This is a genomic window from Streptomyces sp. ATCC 21386 (genome assembly GCF_018728545.1).
Classification (GTDB): Bacteria; Actinomycetota; Actinomycetes; order Streptomycetales; family Streptomycetaceae; genus Streptomyces.
This window is the reverse complement of sequence record NZ_JAAVVL010000001.1, coordinates 1,843,302-1,869,004: the sequence shown is the minus strand read 5'-3', so window position 1 is coordinate 1,869,004 and position 25,703 is coordinate 1,843,302. Positions and strand designations below refer to the sequence as shown.

18 protein-coding genes and 1 pseudogene are annotated in these 25,703 nt (G+C 71.0%); 4 read left to right on the top strand and 15 right to left on the bottom strand.

Annotation, left to right across the window (positions count from 1 at the left end; translation table 11 throughout):
• Positions 1–296 precede the first annotated feature (296 nt).
• Positions 297–1,928 carry an L-glutamate gamma-semialdehyde dehydrogenase gene (pruA, locus tag GWK25_RS08205; RefSeq protein WP_215449151.1) on the bottom strand — a complete coding sequence of 544 codons (1,632 nt, stop codon included), beginning with the start codon at positions 1,926–1,928 and terminating at the stop codon, positions 297–299.
• A 51-nt stretch (positions 1,929–1,979) separates the two neighbouring features.
• Entirely contained in the window at positions 1,980–2,906 is a 927-nt protein-coding gene (locus tag GWK25_RS08200) for a proline dehydrogenase family protein (protein WP_215449150.1), read from the bottom strand.
• Positions 2,907–3,013: 107 nt separating this feature from the next.
• Between GWK25_RS08200 and GWK25_RS08195 the strand changes: the two genes are divergently transcribed.
• Positions 3,014–4,237, top strand: a complete 1,224-nt coding sequence (locus GWK25_RS08195) for a CdaR family transcriptional regulator (protein ID WP_215449149.1) — start codon at positions 3,014–3,016, stop codon at positions 4,235–4,237.
• 53 nt (positions 4,238–4,290) lie between these two features.
• Here the strand turns inward: GWK25_RS08195 and GWK25_RS08190 are convergent, their stop codons facing one another.
• The gene (locus tag GWK25_RS08190; RefSeq protein ID WP_215449148.1) at positions 4,291–4,872 is read right to left on the bottom strand and encodes a DUF4240 domain-containing protein; all 582 of its coding nucleotides are present in this window, start codon (positions 4,870–4,872) and stop codon (positions 4,291–4,293) included.
• Between the two features lie 186 nt (positions 4,873–5,058).
• On the opposite strand from GWK25_RS08190, the pseudogene GWK25_RS08185 reads away from it, so the two are divergent.
• Positions 5,059–5,484 (top strand): annotated as a pseudogene (locus tag GWK25_RS08185) (ABC transporter substrate-binding protein); the annotation flags it as partial.
• 189 nt (positions 5,485–5,673) lie between these two features.
• On the opposite strand, the gene serA reads toward GWK25_RS08185, so the two are convergent.
• From serA to GWK25_RS08155, 6 genes are all read right to left on the bottom strand, one after another.
• Positions 5,674–7,263 carry a phosphoglycerate dehydrogenase gene (gene serA, locus GWK25_RS08180; RefSeq protein WP_184899732.1) on the bottom strand — a complete coding sequence of 530 codons (1,590 nt, stop codon included), beginning with the start codon at positions 7,261–7,263 and terminating at the stop codon, positions 5,674–5,676.
• A 259-nt stretch (positions 7,264–7,522) separates the two neighbouring features.
• A complete protein-coding gene (gene ilvC, locus GWK25_RS08175; protein ID WP_215449147.1) occupies positions 7,523–8,524 on the bottom strand; it encodes a ketol-acid reductoisomerase in 1,002 nt (333 codons plus the stop codon).
• Between the two features lie 118 nt (positions 8,525–8,642).
• Positions 8,643–9,170: an acetolactate synthase small subunit gene (gene ilvN, locus GWK25_RS08170; protein WP_184899728.1), complete on the bottom strand. Its 528-nt coding sequence runs from the start codon at positions 9,168–9,170 to the stop codon at positions 8,643–8,645.
• A gap of 25 nt (positions 9,171–9,195) precedes the next feature.
• Positions 9,196–11,043 carry an acetolactate synthase large subunit gene (locus GWK25_RS08165; RefSeq protein WP_215449146.1) on the bottom strand — a complete coding sequence of 616 codons (1,848 nt, stop codon included), beginning with the start codon at positions 11,041–11,043 and terminating at the stop codon, positions 9,196–9,198.
• 246 nt (positions 11,044–11,289) lie between these two features.
• Positions 11,290–14,424 carry a bifunctional diguanylate cyclase/phosphodiesterase gene (locus GWK25_RS08160; RefSeq protein WP_215449145.1) on the bottom strand — a complete coding sequence of 1,045 codons (3,135 nt, stop codon included), beginning with the start codon at positions 14,422–14,424 and terminating at the stop codon, positions 11,290–11,292.
• 392 nt (positions 14,425–14,816) lie between these two features.
• Positions 14,817–15,818 carry a 2-hydroxyacid dehydrogenase gene (locus tag GWK25_RS08155; protein WP_215449144.1) on the bottom strand — a complete coding sequence of 334 codons (1,002 nt, stop codon included), beginning with the start codon at positions 15,816–15,818 and terminating at the stop codon, positions 14,817–14,819.
• Positions 15,819–15,894: 76 nt separating this feature from the next.
• Here GWK25_RS08155 and GWK25_RS08150 point away from each other — a divergent pair, with 76 nt between their 5' ends.
• A complete protein-coding gene (locus tag GWK25_RS08150) occupies positions 15,895–16,893 on the top strand; it encodes an aldo/keto reductase (protein ID WP_215449143.1) in 999 nt (332 codons plus the stop codon).
• 173 nt (positions 16,894–17,066) lie between these two features.
• Complete coding sequence (locus tag GWK25_RS08145) at positions 17,067–18,233, top strand: sorbosone dehydrogenase family protein (RefSeq protein WP_215449142.1); 1,167 nt, start codon at positions 17,067–17,069, stop codon at positions 18,231–18,233.
• Positions 18,234–18,260: 27 nt separating this feature from the next.
• Here the strand turns inward: GWK25_RS08145 and GWK25_RS08140 are convergent, their stop codons facing one another.
• From GWK25_RS08140 to GWK25_RS08115, 6 genes are all read right to left on the bottom strand, one after another.
• Positions 18,261–18,464 carry a DUF6191 domain-containing protein gene (locus tag GWK25_RS08140; protein WP_215449141.1) on the bottom strand — a complete coding sequence of 68 codons (204 nt, stop codon included), beginning with the start codon at positions 18,462–18,464 and terminating at the stop codon, positions 18,261–18,263.
• An 80-nt stretch (positions 18,465–18,544) separates the two neighbouring features.
• Positions 18,545–21,640: a helix-turn-helix transcriptional regulator gene (locus GWK25_RS08135; RefSeq protein ID WP_215449140.1), complete on the bottom strand. Its 3,096-nt coding sequence runs from the start codon at positions 21,638–21,640 to the stop codon at positions 18,545–18,547.
• 156 nt (positions 21,641–21,796) lie between these two features.
• Positions 21,797–21,964, bottom strand: coding sequence for a hypothetical protein (locus tag GWK25_RS08130; RefSeq protein WP_215449139.1), 168 nt, complete (start codon positions 21,962–21,964; stop codon positions 21,797–21,799).
• Between the two features lie 195 nt (positions 21,965–22,159).
• Positions 22,160–22,774, bottom strand: a complete 615-nt coding sequence (locus tag GWK25_RS08125; protein ID WP_215449138.1) for a hypothetical protein — start codon at positions 22,772–22,774, stop codon at positions 22,160–22,162.
• A 35-nt stretch (positions 22,775–22,809) separates the two neighbouring features.
• The gene (locus GWK25_RS08120; protein WP_215449137.1) at positions 22,810–23,385 is read right to left on the bottom strand and encodes a GNAT family N-acetyltransferase; all 576 of its coding nucleotides are present in this window, start codon (positions 23,383–23,385) and stop codon (positions 22,810–22,812) included.
• Positions 23,363–25,600, bottom strand: coding sequence for an MMPL family transporter (locus tag GWK25_RS08115; RefSeq protein ID WP_215449136.1), 2,238 nt, complete (start codon positions 25,598–25,600; stop codon positions 23,363–23,365). The genes GWK25_RS08120 and GWK25_RS08115 overlap by 23 nt, the downstream gene beginning before the upstream one ends.
• Positions 25,601–25,703 lie beyond the last annotated feature (103 nt).

Below are 25,703 nucleotides of genomic sequence, written 5' to 3'. Positions count from 1 at the left end.
CTACACCCTAGAGTTCGTCGGCAGCGTCAGATGTGTATAATAGACAGGCCGCAGGGGTTGCCTGCCTCGGGCTCCGGCTCACGACCGCCATTCGCTGGATCGAGCGAGACGTTCGGCTCCTACAAAGCTAGGTGAGTGCGGCGCATCTGTCTCCACAATTAGTCGGACTTCCTACTATCTGAGACGGTGGATTGGGTCACACCCTCCTGACCTGCGGTTTCTCGATTCCGTCGTATACGACAGCGCGCCCGGCCCTCCCTCGCGGAGGACCGGGCGCGCTGTCGGCGGCCGAGGTGTCAGCCCATGTGCGGGTACGAGTAGTCGGTCGGCGGGACCAGGGTCTCCTTGATGGCGCGGGTCAGGGTCCAGCGCATCAGGTTCTGGGGGGCGCCGGCCTTGTCGTTGGTGCCGGAGGCCCGGCCGCCGCCGAAGGGCTGCTGGCCGACGACGGCGCCGGTGGACTTGTCGTTGATGTAGAAGTTGCCGGCCGCGTAGCGGAGCTTGTCCATCGTGTACGCGGTGGCCGCGCGGTCGCCCGAGATGACGGAACCCGTCAGGGCGTACGCCGACACCGACTCCATCTGGGTCAGCATCTCCTCGTAGCGGTCGTCCTCGTAGACGTGCACGGCGAGGAACGGGCCGAAGTACTCGGTGGTGAAGACCTCGTTCGTCGGGTCGGTGCACTCGACGACGGTCGGGCGGACGAAGTAGCCGACCGAGTCGTCGTAGGAGCCGCCGGCCACGATCGTGCAGGTCGGGTCGGACTTGGCGCGGTCGATGGCGGCCTTGTTCTTGGCGAAGGAGCGTTCGTCGATGACGGCGCCGATGAAGTTGGACAGGTCGGTGACGTCGCCCATGGTCAGGTACTCGACCTCGGCGGCGAACTCCTCCTTGAAGCCGGAGTTCCAGATCGACGCCGGGATGTAGGCCCGGGAGGTCGCGCTGCACTTCTGGCCCTGGTACTCGAAGGCGCCCCGGGTGAGGGCGGTCTTGAGCACGGCGCGGTCGGCGCTCGGGTGCGCGACCACGAAGTCCTTGCCGCCGGTCTCGCCGACGAGCCGCGGGTACGAGCGGTACTTCTCGATGTTGGCGCCGACCGTCTTCCACAGGTACTGGAAGGTCTTGGTCGAGCCGGTGAAGTGGATGCCGGCGAGGTCGGGGTGTTCGAGGGCGACCTCGGAGACCGCGATGCCGTCGCCGGTGACGAGGTTGATGACGCCCTTGGGCAGGCCCGCCTCCTCCAGCAGCCGCATCAGCAGGACGGCGGCGTGCGTCTGCGTCGGGGACGGCTTCCAGACCACCACGTTGCCCATCAGCGCCGGGGCGGTCGGCAGGTTGCCTGCGATGGCCGTGAAGTTGAACGGGGTGATCGCGTAGACGAAGCCCTCCAGCGGGCGGTGGTCGAGGCGATTCCACACGCCCGGGGAGTTGGCCGGGGGCTGCTCCGCGAGCAGGTCGCGGGCGTACTTGACGTTGAAGCGCCAGAAGTCGACCAGTTCGCAGGGACAGTCGATCTCGGCCTGCTGGGCGGTCTTCGACTGGCCGAGCATGGTGGAGGCGGCCAGCGTCTCGCGCCACGGGCCCGCGAGGAGGTCGGCTGCGCGCAGGATGATCGCGGCGCGGTCGTCGAAGGACATCGCACGCCAGGCCGGCGCGGCGGCGAGGGCCGCGTCGATGGCGTCCTGGGCGTCCTGGGCGGTGGCGTTGGCGTAGGTGCCGAGACGGGCCTTGTGGTTGTGCGGCTGCACCACGTCGAAGCGGTCACCGCCGCCCATCCGCCGCTCGCCGCCGATGGTCATCGGCAGGTCGATCGGGTTCTCGGCCAGTTCCTTCAGCTTGACCTCCAGCCGGGCGCGCTCGGGCGAGCCGGGGGCGTAGCCGTGCACCGGCTCGTTGACGGGGGTGGGGACCTGGGTCACAGCGTCCATGGGTTCCGTAACTCCTTACTGAGCGGGTGTGTGCGAGCCGTTGTGCGGGGCTCAGCCCTTGCTGACCATGGCGCGGAGGAAGAACCGCAGGTTGGCGGGCTTCTCCGCGAGGCGGCGCATGAAGTAGCCGTACCAGTCCGTGCCGTACGCGGTGTAGACCCGCATCCGGTGTCCCTCGGCGGCGAGCCGCAGGTGCTCGTCGCCGCGGATGCCGTACAGCATCTGGAACTCGTACTCGTCGAGCTTGCGTCCGGCGCGGTGGGCGAGTTCCTGCGTGATGGAGATCAGGCGCGGGTCGTGGGACCCGATCATCGGGTACCCCTCCCCGTCCATGAGGATCTTCAGGGCGCGGACGTACGCCTTGTCGATCTCGGCCTTCTGCTGGAAGGCCACCTCGGCGGGCTCCTTGTAGGCGCCCTTAACCAGTCGCACCCGGCTGCCGTTCTCCGCCAGGCGCCGGGCGTCGGCCTCGGTGCGGAAGAGGTACGCCTGGATGACACAGCCGGTCTGCGGGAAGTCCCGCCGCAGCTCGTCATGGATGGCGAACATCGAGTCGAGGGTGGTGTGGTCCTCCGCGTCGAGCGTGACCGTCGTACCGATCGCGGCGGCTGCCTCGACGACCGGGCGGACATTGGCGAGGGCCAGCTCGTGGCCGCCGTCGAGGGCCTGGCCGAAGAGGGAGAGCTTCACGGACATCTCGGCGCGCTCGCCGAGCTCCAGCTCCTTCAGCCGGTCGATCAGCTCCAGATAGGCGTCGCGCGCGGCGGCCGCCTGCTCCGGACGGGTGATGTCCTCGCCGACGACGTCCAGCGTCACGTCGAGACCCCGGCCGGTGAGCTCCCGGACGACGGGGACGATGTCGTCGACGCGTTCACCCGGGATGAAGCGGTCGACGACCTGCTTGGTGACGGGCGCCGCCGAGATCAGACGTCGTATCCGGTCGCTGCGCGACGCGGCGAGAATCACGGGACCCAGCACGGGGCACCTCCACAAACCAGCAGATAGAACCACCGTGAAACCTAAGGATCCCCCCGTTCGCCGACCATCGACAGCTGTCACGTATCCGTGCCGCAGATCTCAGACAGATGTATGAAGGGTCCTCGGGGATACGCGACAATGCCCGGGTGACGCCGGAAAGCTCAAGCCCTCACCCCGTGGGTGACTACCAGGATCTCGTCGACGAGATCTCCGCCCTGCTCGGCGCCCCGGCGACGCTGGAGAACCGCGACTTCGAGCTGATCGCCTTCGGCGCGTACGACAGCGAGGTCGAGCTCGATCCGTCGGCCCTGGACCCGGTCCGCACCCGCTCGATCCTGACCCGCCGCTCGACGACGGCGGTGCGGGAGTGGTTCGAGGGCTTCGGCATCACCCGGGCGACGGGCCCCGTCCGGATCCCGCCGACACCGGAGGCGGGGGTGCTCCGGGGGCGGGTCTGCCTGCCCGTCCGCCATCGGGGGGTCGTCCTCGGTTACGTCTGGCTCCTGGACGGCGACCCGGGCCCGACCGACGCCCAGCTGTCCGCCGCCATGGCGGTGACCTCGCGCATCGGCGCCCTCCTCGCGAACGAGGCGCAGGCCGGCGCCGATCTCACCCGGGAGCTGCGCGCGGTCCTGACCGCCGAGCACGACTGGGAGCGCGACATGGCCGTGGCGGAGCTGCGCGCGGCCCTCGGCCCCCGCGGCGACGGCGTCCACACGCTGGTGTGCGTGGCCCCCTGGCCGTACACCGACCCGGACGACGCGCCGTCCTTCCGTACGGTGCCCGGGGCGACCGCGCTGTGCACGGTGCCATGGGGCGCGGCAGGCCAGGGCTTGGCCCTGCTGGTCCGGCTCCGCTCGGCCGACACTCCGGCGCCGGCGCTCACCGCCGCCGCGCGGCTGCTGGAACGCGCGGGCGCGCACGCGGCGGCAGGGGTCTCGGGGGCCCGCGCGGGCCTCGCCGAGCTGGGCACCGACTGGCGGGAGGCTTCGGCGGCGGCCCGGGCGGCGCTGGCCGAGCCACGGCTGGGCCCGATCGCCGAGTGGCGCTCCATCGGCCCGTACCGGATGCTGACCGCGCTGCCTCCCGGCCTTCCCCAGGATCCGTCCGTCCGCGCCCTGCTCGCCCCCGCCCACCGTGAACTGGCCCGCACCGCAGAGGTCTTCCTCGATCACGCGGGCCAAGCCGGGCGCACCGCGGCCGAGTTGGGCATCCACCGGCAGACCCTCTACTACCGGCTCTCCCGCGTCGAGCAGCTCACGGGCCTGCGGCTGAGCGACGGCGAGGACCGACTGCTGCTGCACATGGCGCTGAAGGGGGCGCGGTTGTGACGGGCAGTGAGGGGGCGCGGCCGTGAGGGCGGCGGTGATGTCCTCCGGGGACGTCAACTCACCTGTATGAGCGGGAACAGCGCACTGAGACGCGGCAGACGGCGGTGCGACTCATCGTCGTCGCGGGCGTCCCAGCGTTCGCCGGCGGGGTCCGTGAGATCGGCGTCGCCGCCGACGAGGCTCTCCAGGGCGTCGTAGAAGTCTTCCTCCGTGCGGCCCGTGACGTGTTCCCAGGCCCGCACGGCGACATAGTCCAACTCCTCCCATTCCAGCACCTCATCGTCCTCCCAGTCCTGCGGCGGGCGGCCCGCGAGCCGCCGCACCCCGGGCACGTCGGCCAGGGAGTCCGGGTCACGGACGGCCCGGTCGAACGCGTCCCTGCCCAGGCCGACCAGCCAGAGCCGGAAGTAGAAGAAGGTGTCGTCGGAGCACCAACCCATGATCCGGTCGGCCGCGCCCCACAGGTCCCAGGTGAGCGCGGGGGCCAACACGCGGTCCAAGCTCTCCTGAAACCGCAGGAGTTCGCTCCCCGTACGGCCCTTCAACCGCTCGCACAGCCACTCCAACCGCTCGTCGGGGTCCGGTGTCGCCCGTCGGCATTCCTCGATCACGTCCCAGAACGTCTCGTCGTCCACGCATCCACCATGACAGGGGGCACTGACAACGCGAACGACCTGCGGGCTCGGGGCGAGAACCGGGGCCGGTGGGCGGGGCGCGTGGCGGCTTACCGGTGGCGCAAAACCACACTTCTGAAAATGATTGTCATCGTGCCACGGTCGGGCCCGTTGAATCTTTGACCACGCCCTTACTCAGAGTGTCCCGTGCGCGTCCCGGCCCGTTTCGTCCCGCTCACCGCGGTCACCACCGCGACCTCGGCCCTGCTCACGGGCTGCTTCTCGGCAGCGGGACCCGAGGAGGCCGGGAGCGGGGGGAAGCGGATACGGATCGCGATGATGCTGCCACCCCGCTCGGCCCTGTCCCCGCTCTCCGACGACGCGTTCAAGCTGTCGCGCTGGTCGACCGCCGAGACCCTGGTGAAGCTGAACGCGGAGGGCGACGCACAGCCCGCGCTCGCCACCGAGTGGAAGCAGTCGGGCAAGACGTGGACGTTCACGATTCGGGACGGCGTGACCTTCCACGACGGCACGAAGCTGACGAGCGAGGCCGTCGTCAACTCCCTCACCGAGGCGGCCACCGCCTCCCCCAAGCCCCGCATCCTCGACGGTGTGGAGTTGACGGCGAAGGCCGTGCCCCGCTCCGGCCACGGGCACCGGCACGACCGGCGTGGAAGCACCCTCGGCCGCCCGGAACTGAGAACGACCGGCCCCCCGCCCGTCCCGAGGTGAGAACAACCGGCTCCCCCGTCCCGAGGTGAGAACAGCCGGGGCCCGGCCACCCGAAGGTGGCCGGGCCCCGGCCTCACACCTGCGCGAGACTCAGACGAGGTTCACCGACCGCGCCGACGTCGCCCCGATCTCCTCGGCCACCTCGGCGAGCACCGCGGGCGGAACCGTGTCGTCCACGGTCAGCACCGCCAGCGCCTCCCCACCGGCCGTGGACCGCGCGACCTGCATCCCGGCGATGTTGATACCGGCCTCACCGAAGACGCGCCCCACGGTGCCGACGACACCGGGACGGTCCACGTAGCTGAGGACGACCATGTGGTCGGCGAGGGCGAGGTCCACGTCGTACTCACCGACCGCGACGATCTTCTGGTGGTGCTTCGGCCCGGCCAGGGTGCCGGACACCGACACCTCCTCGCCGCTGCCGAGCGTGCCGCGCACGGTGACGACATTGCGGTGGTCGGGCGACTCGGAGCTGGTGGTCAGCCGCACCTCGACGCCGCGCTCCTGCGCGAACAGCGGGGCGTTGACGTACGACACCGTCTCGTCGACTACGTCCTCGAAGACACCCTTGAGCGCGGACAACTCCAGCACCTTCACGTCGTGCTGGGTGATCTCGCCGTACACCTCGACGTCGAGGCGGACCGCGACCTCACCGGCGAGCGCGGTGAAGATCCGGCCGAGCCGCTCGGCGAGCGGCAGACCCGGCTTGACGTCCTCGGCGATGACACCGCCCTGGACGTTCACCGCGTCCGGGACCAGCTCACCGGCGAGGGCGAGGCGCACCGAGCGCGCCACCGCGATGCCCGCCTTCTCCTGGGCCTCGTCGGTGGAGGCGCCGAGGTGCGGGGTGCAGACGACCTCGTCCAGCTCGAACAGCGGCGAGTCGGTGCAGGGCTCCTTGGCGTACACGTCGAGGCCCGCGCCCGCGACCCGGCCCTCCTTGAGCGCCGAGTACAGCGCGGCCTCGTCGACGATCCCGCCGCGCGCGGCGTTGACGATGCGCACCGAGGGCTTCACCTTCTGCAGCGCCTCGGCACCGATCAGGCCGACCGTCTCGGGGGTCTTCGGCAGGTGGACGGTGATGAAGTCGGAGACCTCGAGCAGCTCGTCCAGCGACAGGACCTTGACGCCCATCTGCGCGGCGCGCGCGGGCTGCACGTAGGGGTCGTAGGCGACGACCTTCATGCCGAAGGCGGACATGCGCTGGGCCACCAGGGCGCCGATGCGGCCGAGGCCGACGACGCCGAGGGTCTTCTCGGCCAGCTCCACGCCCGTGTACTTGCTGCGCTTCCACTCGCCGTTCTTCAGCGCCGTGTTCGCCTGCGGGATGTGGCGGGCGGTGGCGAGGAGCAGACCGCAGGCCAGCTCGGCGGCGGTCACGATGTTCGAGGTGGGGGCGTTGACGACCATCACGCCGGCCTTGGTGGCGGCGGAGACGTCCACGTTGTCCAGGCCGACGCCGGCACGCGCGACGACCTTCAGCTTCTTCGCGGCGGCGATCGCCTCGGCGTCGACCTTGGTGGCCGAGCGGATCAGGATCGCGTCGACGTCGGCGATGGCGGGGAGCAGTTCGGCTCGGTCCGCTCCGTTGACGTTCCGGATCTCGAAGTCCGGGCCCAGCGCGTCGACGGTGGCGGGCGACAGCTCTTCAGCGATCAGTACGACTGGTTTCGAGCTCACGTGAGTCCTCACAAGTCCAATGCTGCGGACGGCCGTCCCGACGGCCGCAGGCGGTGGAGGGGAGTGACACCCGGAATTCCCCGGGGGTCGCTTGGCCGCGTGGAAGACGCACGACGCTGTGGGCCTGACGCGTATGTAGTCCAGCAGTGTAGTGGCGCCTGGAGCGTCGTCTCACGCCACTGCGGAAGTGTCACCCGGACGAGAAAAGCGAGGTCGGCCGTGGCACCGGGTGGACCCCGCCACGGCCGACCTCACGAGGTCACGCCTCTTCGTCGTTGACCCACGACATGAGCTTGCGCAGCTCCTTGCCCGTGGTCTCCAGCAGGTGCTCGGAGTCCTGGGTCTTGTACTCGTTGTACTTCTTCAGACCGCCGTGGTACTCGTCCATCCACTGCTGGGCGAAGGTGCCGTCCTGGATCTCGGCGAGGACCTTCTTCATCTCGGCCTTGGTGGCGTCCGTGATGATGCGGGGACCGGTGACGTAGTCGCCCCACTCGGCGGTCTCGGAGATCGACCAGCGCATCTTCTCCAGGCCGCCCTCGTACATGAGGTCGACGATCAGCTTCAGCTCGTGCAGGCACTCGAAGTACGCGATCTCCGGCTGGTAACCGGCCTCGGTCAGCGTCTCGAAGCCCGCCTTCACCAGCGCGGCCGTACCACCGCAGAGAACCGCCTGCTCGCCGAAGAGGTCGGTCTCGGTCTCCTCGGTGAAGGTGGTCTTGATGACGCCGGCGCGGGTGCCGCCGATGCCCTTGGCGTACGAGAGCGCCAGCGCGAACGCGTTGCCCGTGGCGTCCTGCTCGACGGCGGCGATACACGGAACGCCGCGGCCCTCCTCGTACTGGCGGCGGACCAGGTGGCCCGGGCCCTTGGGGGCGACCATGCAGACGTCGACGCCGGCCGGGGGCTTGATGAAGCCGAAGCGGATGTTCAGGCCGTGGCCGAAGAACAGCGCGTCGCCGTCCTTCAGGTTGTCCTTGATGTGGTCCTCGTAGACCTGGGCCTGGATCGGGTCCGGGACGAGGATCATGATGACGTCGGCCTCGGCGGCGGCCTCCGACGGGGTCACCACGCGCAGGCCCTGCTCCTCGGCCTTCGCCTTGGACTTGGAGCCCTCGTGCAGACCGACGCGGACGTCGACACCCGAGTCGCGCAGGGACAGCGCGTGGGCGTGGCCCTGGCTGCCGTAGCCGATGACCGCGACCTTGCGGCCCTGGATGATGGACAGGTCGGCGTCAGCGTCGTAGAACAGCTCGGCCACTTTGGGTTCTCTCCTTGAGTGCAGGTGTTGCGTCCCACCGTATGACGGCGGGCGGAATGAAGGTCTGCGGGTCTCGGCATGCGGGCGGCCGCGCGTCGTCGGCCGCCCGTTTCGTGCGTCAGGCCGATCGGTCCAGGGCGCGCAGCGAGCGGTCCGTGATCGAACGAGCGCCGCGGCCGATCGCGATCGTGCCGGACTGGACCAACTCCTTGATGCCGAACGGCTCCAGCATCTTGAGCATGGCGGTCAGCTTGTCGCTGGACCCGGTGGCCTCGATGGTGACGGCCTCCGGGGAGACGTCGACGGTCTTGGCGCGGAACAGCTGGACGATCTCGACGATCTGGGAGCGCGTCTCGTTGTCGGCGCGCACCTTCACCAGAACGAGTTCCCGCTGAACGGCGGAGCCCGGCTCCAGTTCGACGATCTTCAGGACGTTGACGAGCTTGTTGAGCTGCTTCGTCACCTGCTCCAGGGGCAGTTCCTCGACCACCGTCACCACGATGGTGATGCGGGAGATCTCGGGGTGCTCGGTGACACCGACCGCGAGCGAGTCGATGTTGAAGCCGCGGCGGGAGAACAGGGCGGCGATCCGGGCCAGGATGCCGGGGGTGTTCTCCACCAGGACGGAGAGCGTGTGCTTGGACATGGTCGGGTTCCTTTACCTACGGCTCTCAGTCGTCTTCGTTGTCGCCGAAGTCGGGGCGGACGTCCCGGGCGGCCATGATCGTGTCGTTGGAGGTGCCGGCGGCGACCATCGGCCACACCATCGCGTCCTCGTGCACGACGAAGTCGACGACGACCGGGCGGTCGTTGATCGAGTTCGCCTCCTCGATGACCTTGTCGAGGTCGTCCGGGGACTCGCAGCGGATGGCGTAACAGCCCATGGCCTCCGACAGCTTGACGAAGTCGGGGACGCGGGTGCCGCGGGCGTTGGGGTTGACGTCGTCCGGACCGCTGTGCAGCACCGTGTTGGAGTAGCGCTGGTTGTAGAACAGCGTCTGCCACTGACGCACCATGCCGAGGGCGCCGTTGTTGATGATGGCGACCTTGATCGGGATGTTGTTCAGGGCGCAGGTGGTCAGTTCCTGGTTGGTCATCTGGAAGCAGCCGTCGCCGTCGATCGCCCAGACGGGCCGCTCCGGGGCTCCGGCCTTGGCGCCCATGGCGGCCGGGACCGCGTACCCCATCGTGCCGGCGCCGCCCGAGTTCAGCCAGGTGGCGGGCTTCTCGTACTGGATGAAGTGGGCGGCCCACATCTGGTGCTGGCCGACGCCCGCCGTGAAGATCGTGCCCTCGGGGGCGAGCTGACCGATGCGCTCGATGACCGCCTGCGGGGAGAGCGAGCCGTCGTCCGGCTGGTCGTAGCCGAGCGGGTAGGTCTCGCGCCAGCGGTTGAGGTCCTTCCACCAGGCGCTGTAGTCGCCCTGTCCGCCCTCGCTGTGCTCCTTCTGCACCGCCTGGATCAGGTCGGCGATGACCTCGCGGGCGTCGCCCACGATCGGCACGTCGGCCGCGCGGTTCTTACCGATCTCCGCCGGGTCGATGTCCGCGTGGACGATCTTGGCGAACGGCGCGAAGCTGTCCAGCTTGCCGGTGACCCGGTCGTCGAAGCGGGCGCCGAGCGCGACGATCAGGTCGGCCTTCTGCAGGCCGGTGACGGCGGCGACCGAGCCGTGCATGCCGGGCATGCCCAGGTGCTGCGGGTGGCTGTCGGGGAACGCGCCGAGCGCCATCAGGGTGGTGGTGACGGGGGCGCCGGTCAGCTCGGCCAGCACCTTCAGCTCGGCCGTGGCCCGCGCCTTGAGGACACCGCCGCCGACGTACAGGACGGGCCGCTTGGCGGCGGTGATCAGCTTGGCGGCCTCGCGGATCTGCTTGGCGTGCGGCTTGGTGACGGGCCGGTAGCCGGGCAGGTCCATGGCGGGCGGCCAGCTGAAGGTGGTCTTCGCCTGGAGGATGTCCTTGGGGATGTCGACCAGGACCGGTCCCGGGCGGCCGGTGGAGGCGATGTGGAACGCCTGCGCGATGGCCTTGGGGATGTCCTCCGGCTTGGTGACCAGGAAGCTGTGCTTGGTGATCGGCATGGTGATGCCGACGATGTCCGCCTCCTGGAAGGCGTCCGTACCGATCGCCTTGGACACAACCTGTCCGGTGATCGCGACCAGCGGCACGGAGTCCATGTGCGCGTCCGCGATCGGGGTGACCAGGTTGGTGGCGCCCGGCCCGGACGTCGCCATGCACACCCCGACCTTGCCGGTGGCCTGCGCGTAACCGGTGGCCGCGTGGCCGGCGCCCTGCTCGTGGCGGACCAGGACGTGCCGCACCCGCTTGGAGTCCATCATCGGGTCGTACGCCGGCAGGATGGTGCCCCCGGGGATGCCGAATACGGTGTCGGCCCCGACCTCCTCAAGCGAGCGGATGAGGGACTGCGCACCCGTGACGTGCTCGACGGGGATGGTCGGTCCTCCGGATCGGGGCCGCGGCTGCGGATGGTGGGCCCCGGTGGCCTGCTCGGTCATCGGCATTCTCTTCTCGATGCTGAGGGTGTTTTGCGAGGTTCGTGCGGTGTGCGGCTCGCGCCGACTGGTGCCCGTGCAACAAAAAACCCCTCCTTGCCACGAGGCAAGCGAGGGGAGCGCGCCGGGTACGGTCGCTGGGGATTCCGGATCGCCGTCCGGTGGGTCCCAGCTTCAGCCGACGCGCTTTCCAAGTACGAGGATTCGGGTGCGCATGGCACTGACCCTCCCCCTCGCGCGCACCGCGTGTCAAGCGGGTGGGACGGGAGTCTCATTATGTGAGCGAAGGGCACTTCCGCCTCCGTAGACAGCGGGTACACCACCTGTGTACACCCCCGCGCCCCGCCATGCCCGCTCACCCCCGACACGCCCCTCGGGCTCTCTCGCGCCACCCGCGAACGCCGGTTCGGCGGGCCCCCCGGGCACCGGGTAGTGCCCGAGGGACAGGGCCCGGCGGAGCCGGTACTCGTCCAGCGGTCCGGAGAAGGCCGCGCCCTGGCCGTGGGTGCAGCCCATGGCGCGCAGGACGACCACCTGTTCGGGCAGGTCCACGCCGTCGGCGACGGACTGGAGCCCCAGGTCGTCGGCAATGCGCAGCAGCCCCCGGGTGATCTTGTGCAGCCGGGTGGACTCGACGATTCCCTCGACGAGGCTCCGGTCCAGCTTCAGCATGTCGACCGGGAGCCGGCGCAGTGCCGTGATGGGCGCGTGGCCGCTGCCGAGGCCGTCCAGGGCGATCCTGACACCGAGCCGCCGCAGATGGTGCAGGCGGCGCTCCAGCTCGTCGAGCGGGCCCTTGAGCTCGGTGTCGGAGAGCTCGACCACCAGGGAGCCGGAGGGCAGCCCGTGGCGGGTCAGGAGCGCCTCCACCGAGCCCGGGGGCAGCGAGCGGTCCAGCAGGCGCCGGGCGCTCATCCGGACGGACACCGGGACGTTCAGGCCGTTGCTGAGGCGGTCGGCGGCCTGCTCGACAGCCTGTTCCAGCATCCAGCGGCCCAGTTCGGCGGTCTTGTCGCTGTCCTCGGAGACCCGCAGGAACTCGGCGGGCGTGAACAGCACCCCCTGGGACGAGCGCCAGCGGGCCGCCGAGGCGACCGACGAGATCCGGCCGGTCTCCAGCTCCACGACGGGCTGGTTCAGCAGCATGAACTCGCCGTCGTGCAGCGCGGCCCGCAGCCGGGTGGCCAGCTCGGCCTTGCGTACGACGTCCTGCTGCATCTGGGGCTTGTACAGCTCGACGCGGCCCTTGCCGGACGCCTTGGCGCGGTACATGGCGAGGTCGGCGTTGCGCAGCAGCTCGCCCGCGCCGAGGCCGGGCTCGGCGAAGGAGACCCCGATGGAGGCGGCCACCCGGACGTCGTTGCCGTCGATGGTGTACGGCTGCGAGAGGGCGACCCTGAGCCGGTCGGCGAGCTCCAGGATGTGCTGTTCCCGGGCGGTGCGGTCGCGGGAGCCGTCACCGACGATCAGGGCCGCGAACTCGTCCCCTCCGAGGCGGGAGGCGGTGTCCCCCTGCCGGACGGCGTCCTGGAGTCTGCGGGCGGCCTGGACGAGCAGTTCGTCCCCGGCCTGGTGCCCGATGGTGTCGTTGACGGCCTTGAACCCGTCGAGGTCGATGAAGAGCACCGCCGTGTTGCGCAGGGCGAGGCCCCGGTCGGAGGAGCGGCGGCCGGAGAGCGCCTGCTGGACGCGCTTGGTGAACAGGGCGCGGTTGGGCAGGTCGGTGAGCGGGTCGTGCTCGGCGTTGTGCTGCAGCTGGGCCTGCAGGCGCACTCTTTCGGTCACGTCCCGGCTGTTGAAGATGAGGCCGCCGTGGTGGCGGTTGACCGTGGACTCCACGTTCAGCCAGCCTCCCCCGCTCCCGGCCTCGCTCGACCGGGACCCACCCCCGGCCTTGAAACGGCACTCGATGCGGGTGGTGGGCTCCTCGGCGGGGTCGGCGGCGAGGAAGCGGCGCACCTCGTGGACGACGCAGCCGAGGTCCTCGGGGTGGATGATCGAGGCCAGCTCCTTGCCGACGAGCTCCTCCGCGGGGCGACCGTAGACCCCGGCGGCGGCCGGGCTGACGTAGCGGAGGATGCCGTTCGGCGCGGCGATCATGATGACGTCGCTGGAGCCCTGGACCAGGGAGCGGAAGTGGTTCTCCTTCTGGGCCAGTTCCTGGGTGAGGGTGATGTTGTCCAGGAGCATGATGCCCTGGCGGACGACGAGGGCCAGCACGACGGTGCAGGCGGTGATGAGCACCACGCGGTCGACGCTGCGGCCGTTGAGGACGTTGTAGAGGATGCCCAGGGTGCAGACGGCCGCGGCCAGGTACGGAGTGAGCGCGGCCAGGGATCCGGCGATGGGGCGGTTGGCCGGATAGCGACTGTGACCTCCTCCCTGGAGGAGCACATGGACATGCCCTCCCTGCGAGCCGTCGTGCCGGTGGCCGGACTGCGCCTCGTGGCGGCGGGCCGCGCGCACGTCGGCCCGCTGGCCGGGGATGTGCTCGTGCACCACGCGCCCGTGCCCGCCCTCGTCCGCCTGTCCGCCGCGCTGGCCGGCCCAGGGGGCGTAGGCGAGGAGCAGGGAGCCCGCGAACCAGCCGGCGTCGAGGAGCTGACCGGACTGGTAGCTGGTGTGCAGCAGGGGCGAGGTGAACAGGGCGTCGCACATCACGGTGAGCGCGAGGGCGCCGATCGCGGTGTTGACCGCGGAGCGGTGCATCGATGACCGGCGGAAGTGCAGGGCGAGCACCATGCTGACCAGGGCGATGTCGAGCAGCGGGTAGGCCAGCGAGAGCGCGGTGTGCGCGGTGTTGGAGTTCTCCAGCTGCGCGGTCTGGGCGAGCGCCAGGCTCCAGGAGAGGGTGACCAGGGAACCGCCGATGAGCCAGGAGTCCAGGGCGAGGCAGACCCAGCCGGCTTTGGTCACCGGCCTCTTGGCCAGCACCAGCAGGCCGACGATGGCGGGTGGCGCGAAGCAGAGGAAGAACAGGTCCGCGTAGCTCGGCTCGGGCACGGGTCGCTCCAGGACGACCTCGTACCAGCCCCAGACGCCGTTGCCCAGGGCCGCCATGGCGGAGGAGAGGGCGAACAGCAGCCAGGCGGGTCGAAAGCGGCTGCGGCGGCTGCGCGCGTAGCGGAAGCAGGAGACGGCCGCGGCCGCCGCGGCGGCACTGAGCCCGAAGTCACCCATGACGAGGGCGACTTGCTCATTGCCCCAGCCGAAGGCGGCACCGACGGCGTAGGCCGCGCAGAGCAGGGCGAGGACCAGCTGGGCCCGCATGGTCGCGCCGCCACGGCGGGACGACCGCCCGCCGGTCGACTGCGACCCGGGCAGCGGGCCGGCGGCCCTGAGCGTGCGGTCCAGCGTGGAGGCGGTGGTCGGGCGGGTGCTCACGGGGTCTCCCCGGTGAGCACCGCTCCCGTGTCCCGCCGGTCGCGCTGCGTCAGGTGGATGTGCTTTCTGCGGCTGCTGTGCCTGCGGAATTGACCGTGACCGCCGCGGCCGCCGTGGCTCCCGTGCGGGTGCCTCCGCGTCGCAGCTCGCCAGGGCCGCCGTCGGCGGCTCCGCCGCGTCGGATCGTTCGTCCATAGGCCGTGCATCGCCCGTCGCCCCCCTCGCTGTCTCAAGTCCGTCCCCGGCGCCGAACGGTGCGCGGCGCAGCCCCTGTCGGGGACGATACACCAGTCTCGTCACTCAGGGACATAGTTCCTCTACGCTCAGTGACCACCTGCGGCAACACGAGCACGTTCCGCTTCCGAAGGAATGCGGAGGGTGCCCGAAGTGGATTACGCGTCGTCCGTCTCGCCTGTCGTAAGGACCACGTTGCGCAGTGGCTCCCGGTTCACGAAGCGCCCCAACTGGTCCAGCAGCAGCCTTTTGGCACGGGGCAGGAAGGCCGACGTGGGGCCGCCGACGTGCGGGCTGATGAGCACCCCGGGCGCGTGCCAGAGCGGGTGCCCGGGCGGCAGCGGCTCGGGGTCGGTGACGTCGAGCGCCGCGATGATCCGGCCGTTGTCCAGTTCCGCCAGCAGTGCCTTGGTGTCGACGACGCCTCCGCGGGCAACATTCACCAAGAGGGCCCCGTTCTTCATATGGGCCAGGAAATCGGCGTTGACCAGGCCTTTCGTCTGTTCCGTGAGAGGCGTGGACAGGATCACGACATCCGCCTGCGGCAGCAGGGAGGGCAGCTCGGTGAACGAATGCACCGGTCCGCGCGCCGTGGTGCGCTCAGAGCGCGCGACGCGCGCCACCCGCGCCACCTCGAAGGGTACGAGCCGGTCCTCGATGGCGGCGCCGATCGCGCCGTAACCGACGATCAGCACGGTCCTGTCGGCGAGCGCGGGGCGGAAGTCGCCCGTCCAGCGCTCCTGTTGCTGGGCCCGGACGAAGTCGGGGACGCCGCGCAGCGAGGCGAGGGTCAGGGTGAGCGCGAGTTCGGCCGTGCTGGCCTCGTGCACTCCGCGGGCGTTGCACAGCTGGACACCGGGAGCGACGACCGAGAGCCGGGCCGTGATGTCGTCGACCCCCGCCGTGAGCGTCTGGACGACACGCAGGCTCCGCATGGACGCCAGCGGGTTGCCCGCCACTCCGCGGCGCTTCATGTAGGGGACCACGTAGAAGACGCAGTCGGCGGGGTCGCCGGGGTAGGGCTGAGTGCCGTCCTCGCCCCCGTCCCAGAAGAGGTAGTTGGGGCCCTGCGGGAGCCCCTCGATCTCGTCCGGCGGAATGGAGAGCCACACGTCGGCGGTCACGTCCGGGACCGGGTGGGCAGTCGCGTCAGCAGTCATGCTCCGGAGGCTATGTCAGGTACCCGCTACGGCAGAGGTTAGGTTGGGGGTTCGGGAGAGGGAGGGTCACGACCAGGTGGAGCGCAGGACGATCGGCGCGGCGACGCTCGAGGTGGGGGCCGTAGGACTCGGGTGCATGCCGATGAGCTGGGCGTACACCGGGTCGCGGCAACGGGGCGACGAGTCGATGCGGACGGTGCACCGGGCCCTCGACCTCGGCACCACACTGCTGGACACGGCCGACATGTACGGCCCCTTCACCAACGAGCTGCTGGTGGGCCGGGTACTGAAGGAGCGCCGCGCGGAGGCCTTCGTCTCCACCAAGGTGGGCCTGCTGGTGGGCGAGCAGCACATCGTGGCCAACGGCCGCCCCGGCTATGTGAAGCGTGCCTGTGACGCCTCCCTGCGCCGGCTCCAGACCGATGTCATCGACCTCTACCAGCTCCATCGCGCGGACCCCGAGGTGCCCGTGGAGGAGACGTGGGGTGCGATGGCGGAACTCGTCCAGGCCGGGAAGGTGCGGGCGTTGGGCCTCTGCGCGGTGGGCGCGCGGGCGGGCCGCCGGCCGGGGGCGGGCGTGCACGACACCACGCTGCGCCAGCTCCAGCGGGTCCAGCAGGTCTTCCCGGTGAGCGCGGTGCAGGCGGAGTTGTCGGTCTGGTCGCGGGAGGCCCTGGACGCCCTCCTCCCCTGGTGCGTGGCCCGCGGCATCGGTTTTCTCGCCGCCATGCCTCTGGGGAACGGTTTCCTCACCGGCACCCTGACACCGGGCGGGGGCTTCGAGCCGGACGACCTCCGGGCCCGCCACCCCCGGTTCACCGCGGAGATGATGGCGGCCAACCAGCCCCTCGTCGTCGGCCTGCGCCGGGTCGCGGCCCGGCACGGGGCGGAGGTGACCCCGGCCCAGGTCGCCCTGGCTTGGATCCTGTCCCTCGGGCCCCATGTGGTCCCGGTGCCGGGCACGAAGCAGGCGCGGTGGGTGACGGAGAACGCGGCGGCCCACGCGCTGCGCCTGACCCCGGAGGACCTGGCCGAGGTGGCGGGCCTTCCGCCCGCGCGGGGATCCTGGGACTGAGGCCCGCCCCAGGCTTGGCACGGGCGTCGGCATCGGCATCGGCATCGGCATCGGCATCGGCATCGGCATCGGCATCGGCATCGGCAGAAAGATCCGCTGGTTCGGGCGGAGGTGGAACTTGTGGGGCGCTCGCGGTGTAAGACAAGTAGAAGTTCCACGCCGAAGGGATCGTGATGGTGCAACGTCGAGTGGTGACGGCCGCGTTGGCCGCAGCCGTGCTCCTGGTGACGACCGGCTGCTCCTCCGACGACGGAGAGAAGCCGGACGCGGCCGGCAGCTCACCCCCGAGCAGCAGCAGCGCCGGTTCGTCCCCACCCGACCGGGCGGCGGACGAGGCGCCCCCGGCGAAGGGGTCGGTGAAGGTGGTCCGCACCGTCGCCGAGGACCTCGACACCCCCTGGGGCCTCGCGCCCCTCCCCGAGGGCGGCCTCCTCGTCTCCTCCCGTGACGAGGGCACGATCAGCAGAATCGACGAGAAGACCGGCAAGCGGACCGAGCTCGGCGAGGTGCCCGGCGTCGCCCCGGCCGGCGAGGGCGGCCTCATGGGCATCGCCGTCTCCCCGGAGTACGCCTCCGACCACATGATCTACGCGTACTTCACCTCGGAGTCCGACAACCGCATCGTGCGGATGCTGTACGACCCCCAGAAACCGGCCGGCGAACAGCTCGGCGCCCCCGACACCATCCTCCGCGGCATCCCCAAGGGCACCAACCACAACGGCGGCCGTCTCGCCTTCGGCCCCGACCGGATGCTGTACGCGAGCACGGGCGAGCGGTACGAGGGCCCCCTGGCCCAGGACAAGAAGTCCCTCGGCGGCAAGATCCTCCGCATGACCCCGGAGGGACAGCCCGCTCCGGGCAACCCCTTCGACGACTCCGTCGTCTACTCGTACGGCCACCGCAATGTGCAGGGCCTCGCGTGGGACTCCGAACAGCGCCTGTTCGCCTCGGAGTTCGGCCAGAACACCTGGGACGAGCTGAACCACATCCGCCCCGGTGGGAACTACGGCTGGCCGGAGGTGGAGGGCGAGGGCGGCAAGTCCGGCTATGTCGACCCGGTGGCCGTGTGGAGCACGGAGGAGGCCTCCCCGAGCGGGATCGCCATAGCGGAGGGTTCGGTCTGGATGGCGGGCCTGCGTGGCCAGCGGCTGTGGCGCATCCCCCTCGACGGCACCGAGACCGCCGCCGAACCGCAGGCCTTCCTGGAGGGCGACCACGGCCGACTCCGCACGGTGGTCTCCGCCGGCGGTGACAAGCTCTGGCTGGTGACCAGCGAGACGGACGGCCGTGGTTCCCCCGAGGGGGGTGACGACAAGATCCTGGAGCTGAAGGTGTCGTAGGCCTCCCCCTACTCCTCGGCCGCCGTGCTACTCCTCGGCCGCCGTGGCGGACTCGGCCTCTTTTTCCACGGGCTCGGGCGGGCGTACGACGACCTTCCCGGACGCGAGGTCTATCGGTCCGCGTCCCGGATCGTTGTCCCCGACGTCCTCGCGGGTCAGTGCCAGCCGGTTCTCCTCGTCACGGGTGTGCTTGCGGCCAGGTGCGAACAGTTCCTCGAAAGCGTTGAACACCGTGTTCCCTCCCCAGGGCCACGAGGCGGCGGGCGGTCGGTCCCGGTCGAACAGCGGAGCCTCGACGGTCCTCCCCACCATCATCGCGCTGCCAGCCGTTCTCCGTCCCCCGCCGGAGCCAGCCCGACACGATGGGCCACCGCCGCCGCCTCGCCCCGGCTGGAGACGCCGAGCTTGGCGAGGATGTTGGAGACGTGGACGCTCGCCGTCTTCGGGGAGATGAAGAGTTCCTCGGCTATCTGGCGGTTGGTGCGGCCGGCGGCCACCAGGCGGAGGACGTCGTCCTCCCGGTCGGTGAGGCCGAGCGCGGCCACGGGGTCGGCGGGGGTGAGAGCCGGCTCGGGGGCGCGGCTCAGGGCGAGGCGGGCCCGGCGGGCGAGGAGGGCGACCTCGTCGGCGAGGGGGCGGGCGCCGAGATGGTCGGCGACGGCGGCGGCCAGCCGCAGGAGTTCGGTCGCGCGATCCCGGGCCTCGTCGTCGGTGCCGCCGGCCAGCAGGGCCTCGGCGAGGCGGTGCCGGACGCGGGCGAGGTCGTAGGGCCGTTCCAGGGGCTCGAAGGCGGTGACGACGTCGGACCAGACGTCGGGGGCCGTGGTGCCCTCGGCGCGCTGGAGTTCGGCGCGCACCCAGCACTCGTGGGCGAGCCAGATCGGTGAGCCGGTGGTGAGCTTCTTGACCGCGGTGAAGATGCGGTCGAGGATCTCGGCGCGGCCGGGCCCGGCGGCCGGCAGGGCGCGGGCGTCGGCCTCGGCGGTGGCGGCGGTGAGGAGCAAGGGCCAGGCGTAGCGCTGGGTGCCGACGGAGAAGCCGGTGTCGAGTACGCGGGTCAGTTCCGTGCGGGCGTCGTCAAGTCGGCCCTCGGCGGCGGCGATGCCGAGGGTGAGGAAGGAGAGCGGCAGGTCGTTCTGGGGCATGGGGTTGTGGTGGCCGTAATGGCCGCGGGCGGCGGCCAGTTGACCGCGGGCCTCGGCGATGTCACCGCGGGCGAGGGCGACGGAGGCGTGGATGAGGGTGCTGAGGCCTCGGGGCTTGTGGCTGGAGACGACGCTCTGGGCCATGCGCACCGATTCCAGAGCCTCGTCCCAGCGGCCCAGGGAGAGCAGGGACTCGGCGAGGTTGCCCCAGACCCAGGCCTCGGACTCCAGCAGGCCGCGGCGTCGGGTGACGTCGATGCCTTCCTTCAGCAGGCGCACGGCGTCCTGGGAGCGTCCGATGCCTTCCAGGCAGGACGGGATGTTCACATAGGAGCGGCCGACGACGGCGGCGGGGCCGCGTTCGAGGGCGCGGCGGCGGACCTCCTCCATGACCTCGATGCCCGTCTCGACGTCACCGGCGTCGACCATCAGACCGCCGAGGGTGAGGCGGGCGTTGAGCTCGATGTCCTCGGCGCCCACCATCCGGGCGTAGTCGACGGCGCGCTGGGCGTCGGAGAGGGCGTCGGGGCCGGGGGCGTGCAGCATGGACCAGCCGGCCACCCGGGAGAGCACCTCGGCGTGCACCTCGGAGGGCGGCAGGCCGCGGACGAGGTCCTGGGCGGTGGCGAGTTCCTTCCAGCCGTCGCCCCGGGCGAGCCCCTCGGTCAGCATGGAGCGCTGGACCCAGAACCAGGCGGTGCGCAGCGGGTCGCTCCCGTCCGCGAGCAGATCCAGTGCGCGCCGGGTGATCCGCATGGCCCGTTCCCGCTCTCCGCACAGCCGTCCGGCGACCGCGGCCTCGGCCATGAGGTCGAGGTAGCGCAGCGGGGTGGTGGCGGGGTCGCAGCCGCAGGGCGGGTAGACCTCGGTGTAGTCGACGGGGCGGAGGGAAGCGCGTACGGGCTCGGGGGCGGTGTCCCAGAGCTCCATCGCCCGCTCCAGGAGGCGTAGTTGCTCGGCATGGGCGTGCCGGGAGCGGGCCTCGGCGGAGGCGACGAGGACGGCCGGCAGGGCCTTGGCGGCGTCGTGGGCGTGGTACCAGTAGCTGGCCAGGCGGGTGGCTCGGCCGTCGGTGGGGACGAGGGCCGGGTCGGCCTCCAGGGCCTCGGCGTAGCGGCGGTTGAGGCGGGAGCGTTCGCCGGGCAGCAGGTCGTCGCTGACGGCCTCGCGGACCAGGGAGTGGCGGAAGCGGTAGCCGTCGCCGGCGGGGGCGGCGAGCAGGATGTTGGCGCCGACAGCGGCCCTCAGGGCCTCGATGAGGTCGTCCTCGGGGAGCCCGGCCACTGCCGCGAGCAGGGCGTACTCCACGGTGGAGCCGCCCTCGGCGACGATGCGGGCGATCCGTTGGGCGTCCTCGGGGAGCCGTTCGACGCGGACGAGGAGCAGGTCGCGCAGGGAGTCGGTGAGGCCGGGGCAGCCGCCGTCGTGGACGGCGACGGCGAGTTCCTCGACGAAGAAGGCGTTGCCGTCGGAGCGGTCGAAGATCTCGTCCACGCGCTCCGGTTCGGGTTCGGTGGCGAGGATGCCGGCGAGTTGGTGGCCGACCTCGGCGCGGTTGAAGCGGGGCAGTTCGACGCGGCGGACGGTGCGCAGGCGGTCGAGTTCGGCGAGGAGGGGGCGCAGCGGGTGGCGGCGGTGGATGTCGTCGGAGCGGTAGGTGGCGAGGACGACGAGGCGGCCGGTGCGCAGCGTGCGCAGGAGGTAGGAGAGGAGGTGGCGCGTGGAGGCGTCGGCCCAGTGCAGGTCCTCCAGGACGAGGACGATCGTGCGGTCGGCGGCGAGGCGTTCCAGCAGGCGGGCGGTGAGTTCGAAGAGGCGCGCGGTGCCCTCCTCGTCGTGCCGTGCGCGCGGAGTCTCGCCCAACTCGGGCAGCAGCCGGGCCAGTTCCTGTTCCTGGCCGGCGGCCGCGGCGGCGAGTTCGTCGGGCAGGCTGCGGCGCAGGGCGCGCAGTGCGGTGGAGAAGGGTGCGTAGGGCAGGCCGTCTGCACCGATCTCGACGCAGCCGCCGAGGGCGACGACCGCGCCCCCGCGCGCGGCCTCGCCGGTGAACTCCTCGACCAGGCGGGTCTTGCCGACCCCGGCCTCCCCGCCGAGCAGCAGTGCCTGCGGGCCTGCGCCCCCGTCTCCTCTGTCTCCCCTGTTTCCCGCCGCGTTCGCGGCGCCTCCATCGGCGCGGGTCAATGCCTCGCGCAGCACCTTCAGTTCGTCGGTACGCCCCACGAACACCGGACTGACGGACCTGGTCTCCACAGCGCCGAGCATTGCACGGCCCTCGGACACTCGGGCACCGAATATTCCCTCAGCAGAGCCCGGGAAGTCCGGTTGTGGGGCGGCCGTGGGTGGTGCGGGGTCGCTCGCGCGGTTCCCCGCACCCCTCAGCAGCATGGGCTCACGCCCCATCTCCCCCACGCCCCGCGTTCACGCGGCGCGGAGGAAACGGAGCTTGCGTGGGCGTTCACCCTGCCCTCCGTGTTCCATGTCGCGTTCCTCGCGCCGGGCGCGGCGGGCCTCGCGGACCCGGCGGTACTGCTCCGCCTCGCGGATCAGCTCGGCGGAACGGATCTGCTGGAGCTCGTACTCGAACATCTGTTACCCCTCGTGAAGCGTCGGTCTCGGCTCGCTTGCCGCGATGCCTCAACCTTCGTCCGTGAGGGGGGTGCGTCACATCGGGAGAGTTCCGCATCTTGAACGCCGGAAGGGCCTTAGGCCCGCCGTAGGCATACCTACGGCGGGCCTAAGGCCCCTCAGAAGCAGTCGCTCCGCCCGGACCGGGCGGGCGCGTCAGGTCTTAGGCAGTGCGAGCAGGAGGTCGGAGTACTTCAGAGCGGCCAGCACCAGCCCGATGAAACCGACCGAGACACCGGCCCAGGCGACCGACTTGATCCACGGTGCCTGTACCTGGTCGGGGTCGCCGAACGCGGGCCGCACCAGTACGGCCACGCCGACGATCAGGCCGACCAGCGCGAAGACGCCGCCCCACAGGGCGGAGGCCTGCCAGGCGTCGCCGTAGACGGCCTGGAGCTGGGTGGCGACGGTCGCGTTCGTCGCGGCCTGCATCTCCAGCTGCCCGGTGATCTCCTCACGCGCGGAGGCGACGGTGCCGACCCAGCCGCCCGTCAGGGAGACGAGGCCCAGCACCACCGACACAATGCCGGCGGCACCCTGACCGACGCCCGGCGTCGCCTTCGCGGTGGCCGGCGGGAACTCCTCGTCGAACTCTCCGGCCTCGTCGGAGGCGTCGGCGCCGTCGGTCTCGACCGAGTCGCCGGCCGGCGTCGCGGTCTCCTCCCGGGCCGCGTCCTCCTTGGTGACGTCGGTGCCCTTCACCGACTCGTCGTCGTTCCTGGCCTCGGCGCCCGTGTCGGCCCCGGTCTCGTCAACTGTCTTGGTTCCCATACCTCGCACCGTACGAATGTTGTCTGAGAGGTTTCTTAACGCTCGCTGTGACCGTCGCGAGCGCGTGCCGCACGCCATTCGGGCGCCAGGACGGACCATATCTCCAAGTCGTGCCGGACGCCCCGATGGGGATACCTCTCCCGCTGCACACCGTCCCTGACCATGCCGAGCCGCCGCGCCACGTTCAGGCTCGGCGTATTGCCGGAGGCCGCGATCCACTCGACGCGGTGGATCGCGCGGACGTCGACGGCCCAGTCGATGAGGATCCGCATCGCGCGGGTGACCAGTCCCCGTCCGGTGCCGGCGGGCTCCAGCCAGCAGCCGACCTCGCAGTTGGCGTTCTCCGCGTCGAAGTTGAGGAAGAGGACCCCGCCGACGAGCTTGCCGTCCAGCCAGATCCCGTGCAGGGAGCCGGTGTCGGCGGAGCGCATGTCGGCGTACCGCTGGAGGACGGCGCGCGCGCCCTCGACGTCCGTGGCGCTCTGTCCGAAGGGGACGTACTGGTTGATGAAGTCCCGTCCCCGCTCCAGGTGGGCGAGGAACTCCTCGGCGTGCCAGGGCTCCAGGGGCCGCAGTTGGGCTCCGTCGTCACCCAGGGATATCGCGTACATCCGTCGGCCGCTCCTTCTCCACGTCTTCCACCACGACGTCCGCGAGCCTCTCATGGGCGGCGCGGGTCTCGGGCGGCTCGATGCTGATGCGGGGCATGCGGCGGTCGAGCCAGCGCGGCAGCCACCAGTTGGCGCCGCCGAGCAGGTGCATGAGGGCGGGGACGAGGAGCGTACGCAGGACGAAGGCGTCCAGGGCGACGGCGGCGGCGAGCGCGATGCCGAACATGGCGATCACACGGTCGCCGCTGAGCACGAAGGCGAGGAAGACGGAGATCATGATGACCGCCGCGGAGTTGATCACCCGGCTGGTCTCGGCGAGGCCGACCCGGACCGCGCGCCGGTTGTCGCCGGTCTCCAGCCACTCCTCGTACATCCGGCTGACCAGGAAGACCTGGTAGTCCATGGAGAGCCCGAAGAGGACCGAGACCATGATCACGGGGAGGAAGGGTTCGATGGGCCCGGCCCGGCCGAGGCCGAGCAGCTCGCTCCCCCAGCCCCACTGGAAGATCGCGACGACCACGCCGAACGCGGCGGCGACGGCGGCCACGTTCATCGCGGCGGCCTTGAGCGGTATCCCGACGGACCGGAAGGCGAGCAGGAGCAGCAGACAGCCGAGGCCGATGACGACGCCGACGAACAGCGGGAGCTTGCCGACGATGACGTCCGCGAAGTCGTCGTATCCGGCGGTCACCCCGCCGACGTGCAGATCGAGGGAGGTGCCGGTCTCGGCGCGCGGCAGCACCTCGTCGCGCAGTCGTTCGACCAGCTCGCTGGTCCTCGCGGACTGCGGGGAGGAGTCGGGTACGACGGTGAGGTACGCGGTGTCGCCGTCGGCGCTGAAGGTCACCGGGGTCACCACCGAGACGCCCTCGGTGGCCCTGAGTGTGGTGTCGAGGTGGTCGAGCGCGAGCTTGTCGGCGGCGCCGTCGACCTCGGTGACCAGGGTCAGAGGGCCGTTCACGCCCGGCCCGAAGCCCCCGGCGAGGAGGTCGTAGGCCTGGCGGGTGGTCGTCGTCTTCGGGTCGTTGCCCTGGTCGGAGGTGCCGAGGCGCAGTCCGAGCGTGGGCAGGGCCAGCAGGGTCATGACGACGAGCGCGATGGCGCCGAGCTTCTTGGGGTGCCGTTCGACGAAGGCGGACCAGCGGGCGGCGAAGCCCGTGGGCAGCTCGGGTTCGGGGCCGTGCTCGGCGAGGCGGCGGCGTTCGCGGCGGCTCAGCGCCCGCATGCCGATGAACGACAGCAGGGCCGGCAGCAGTGTCACGGAGGCGGCGACGGTGAGGACCACGGTGAGGGAGGCGGCGATCGCGACACCGTTGAGGAAGCCGAGCCGCAGGATCAGCATCCCGAGCAGGGCTATGCAGACCGTGGCGCCGGCGAAGACCACGGCCCGTCCGGTGGTCGCGACGGCGCTGCGCGCGGCCTCCTCGACGGACAGGCCCCGCTTCAGCCCTCGGCGGTGCCGGGTCACGATGAACAGCGCGTAGTCGATGCCGACGCCGAGGCCGATGAGGGTGCCCAGCATCGGCGCGAAGTCGGCGACCGTCATCGCGTGCCCGAGCAGGGTGATCCCGGCATAGGCGGTGCCCACGCTGACCAGGGCGGTCGCGAGCGGCAGCAGACTGGCGGCGAGCGAACCGAACGCCAGGAAGAGGACCACGGCGGCGACCAGCACCCCGACGATCTCGGCGAGATGCCCGCCGGAGGTCTCGGTGAGCCCGATCGACGTACCGCCCAGCTCCACCTGGAGCCCGTCGTTCTCGGCGGACTTCGCCGTGTCGACGACGGCCTCGGCCTGCGCCTTGTCGATGTCCTCGGCCGGCTGGTCGAAGGTGACGGTGGCGTACGCCGTGCGGCCGTCCTCGCTGATCCGGCCGCCGTCGGCGCCGTCGTAGGGGTCGGTCACGGCGGCGACGCCGGGCAGGTCGGCGATCTCGTCGAGGGTGCGGGTCATCGTCTGCTCGACGGCGGCGGCCCGCACGCTCCCGGCCCGGTCGCTCGTGTGCCAGACGACGGTGGCGCTGTCCCCGCCGACGCCCGGGAAGCCCTCGTTCAGCAGCTCGGTGGCGTGGCTGGACTCGGTTCCGGGGGTCTTGTAGTCGTTCGAGTACGCGGCTCCCGCGACGGCGGCGCCGGCGGCCGTGCCGGCGAGGGCGAGAAGCCACAGGAGGACGGCGACAAGACGGTGCCGGACACACCAGCGCGCGAGGGCTGCCACGGATTGTGCTCCTGGGGAGGGGAGACATGGACAATTCCTGGCAACTCTTGCACCACAATCTGATCGTTTGGTCCCTTTGAGGGCCTCCTCACACGGGATGCGA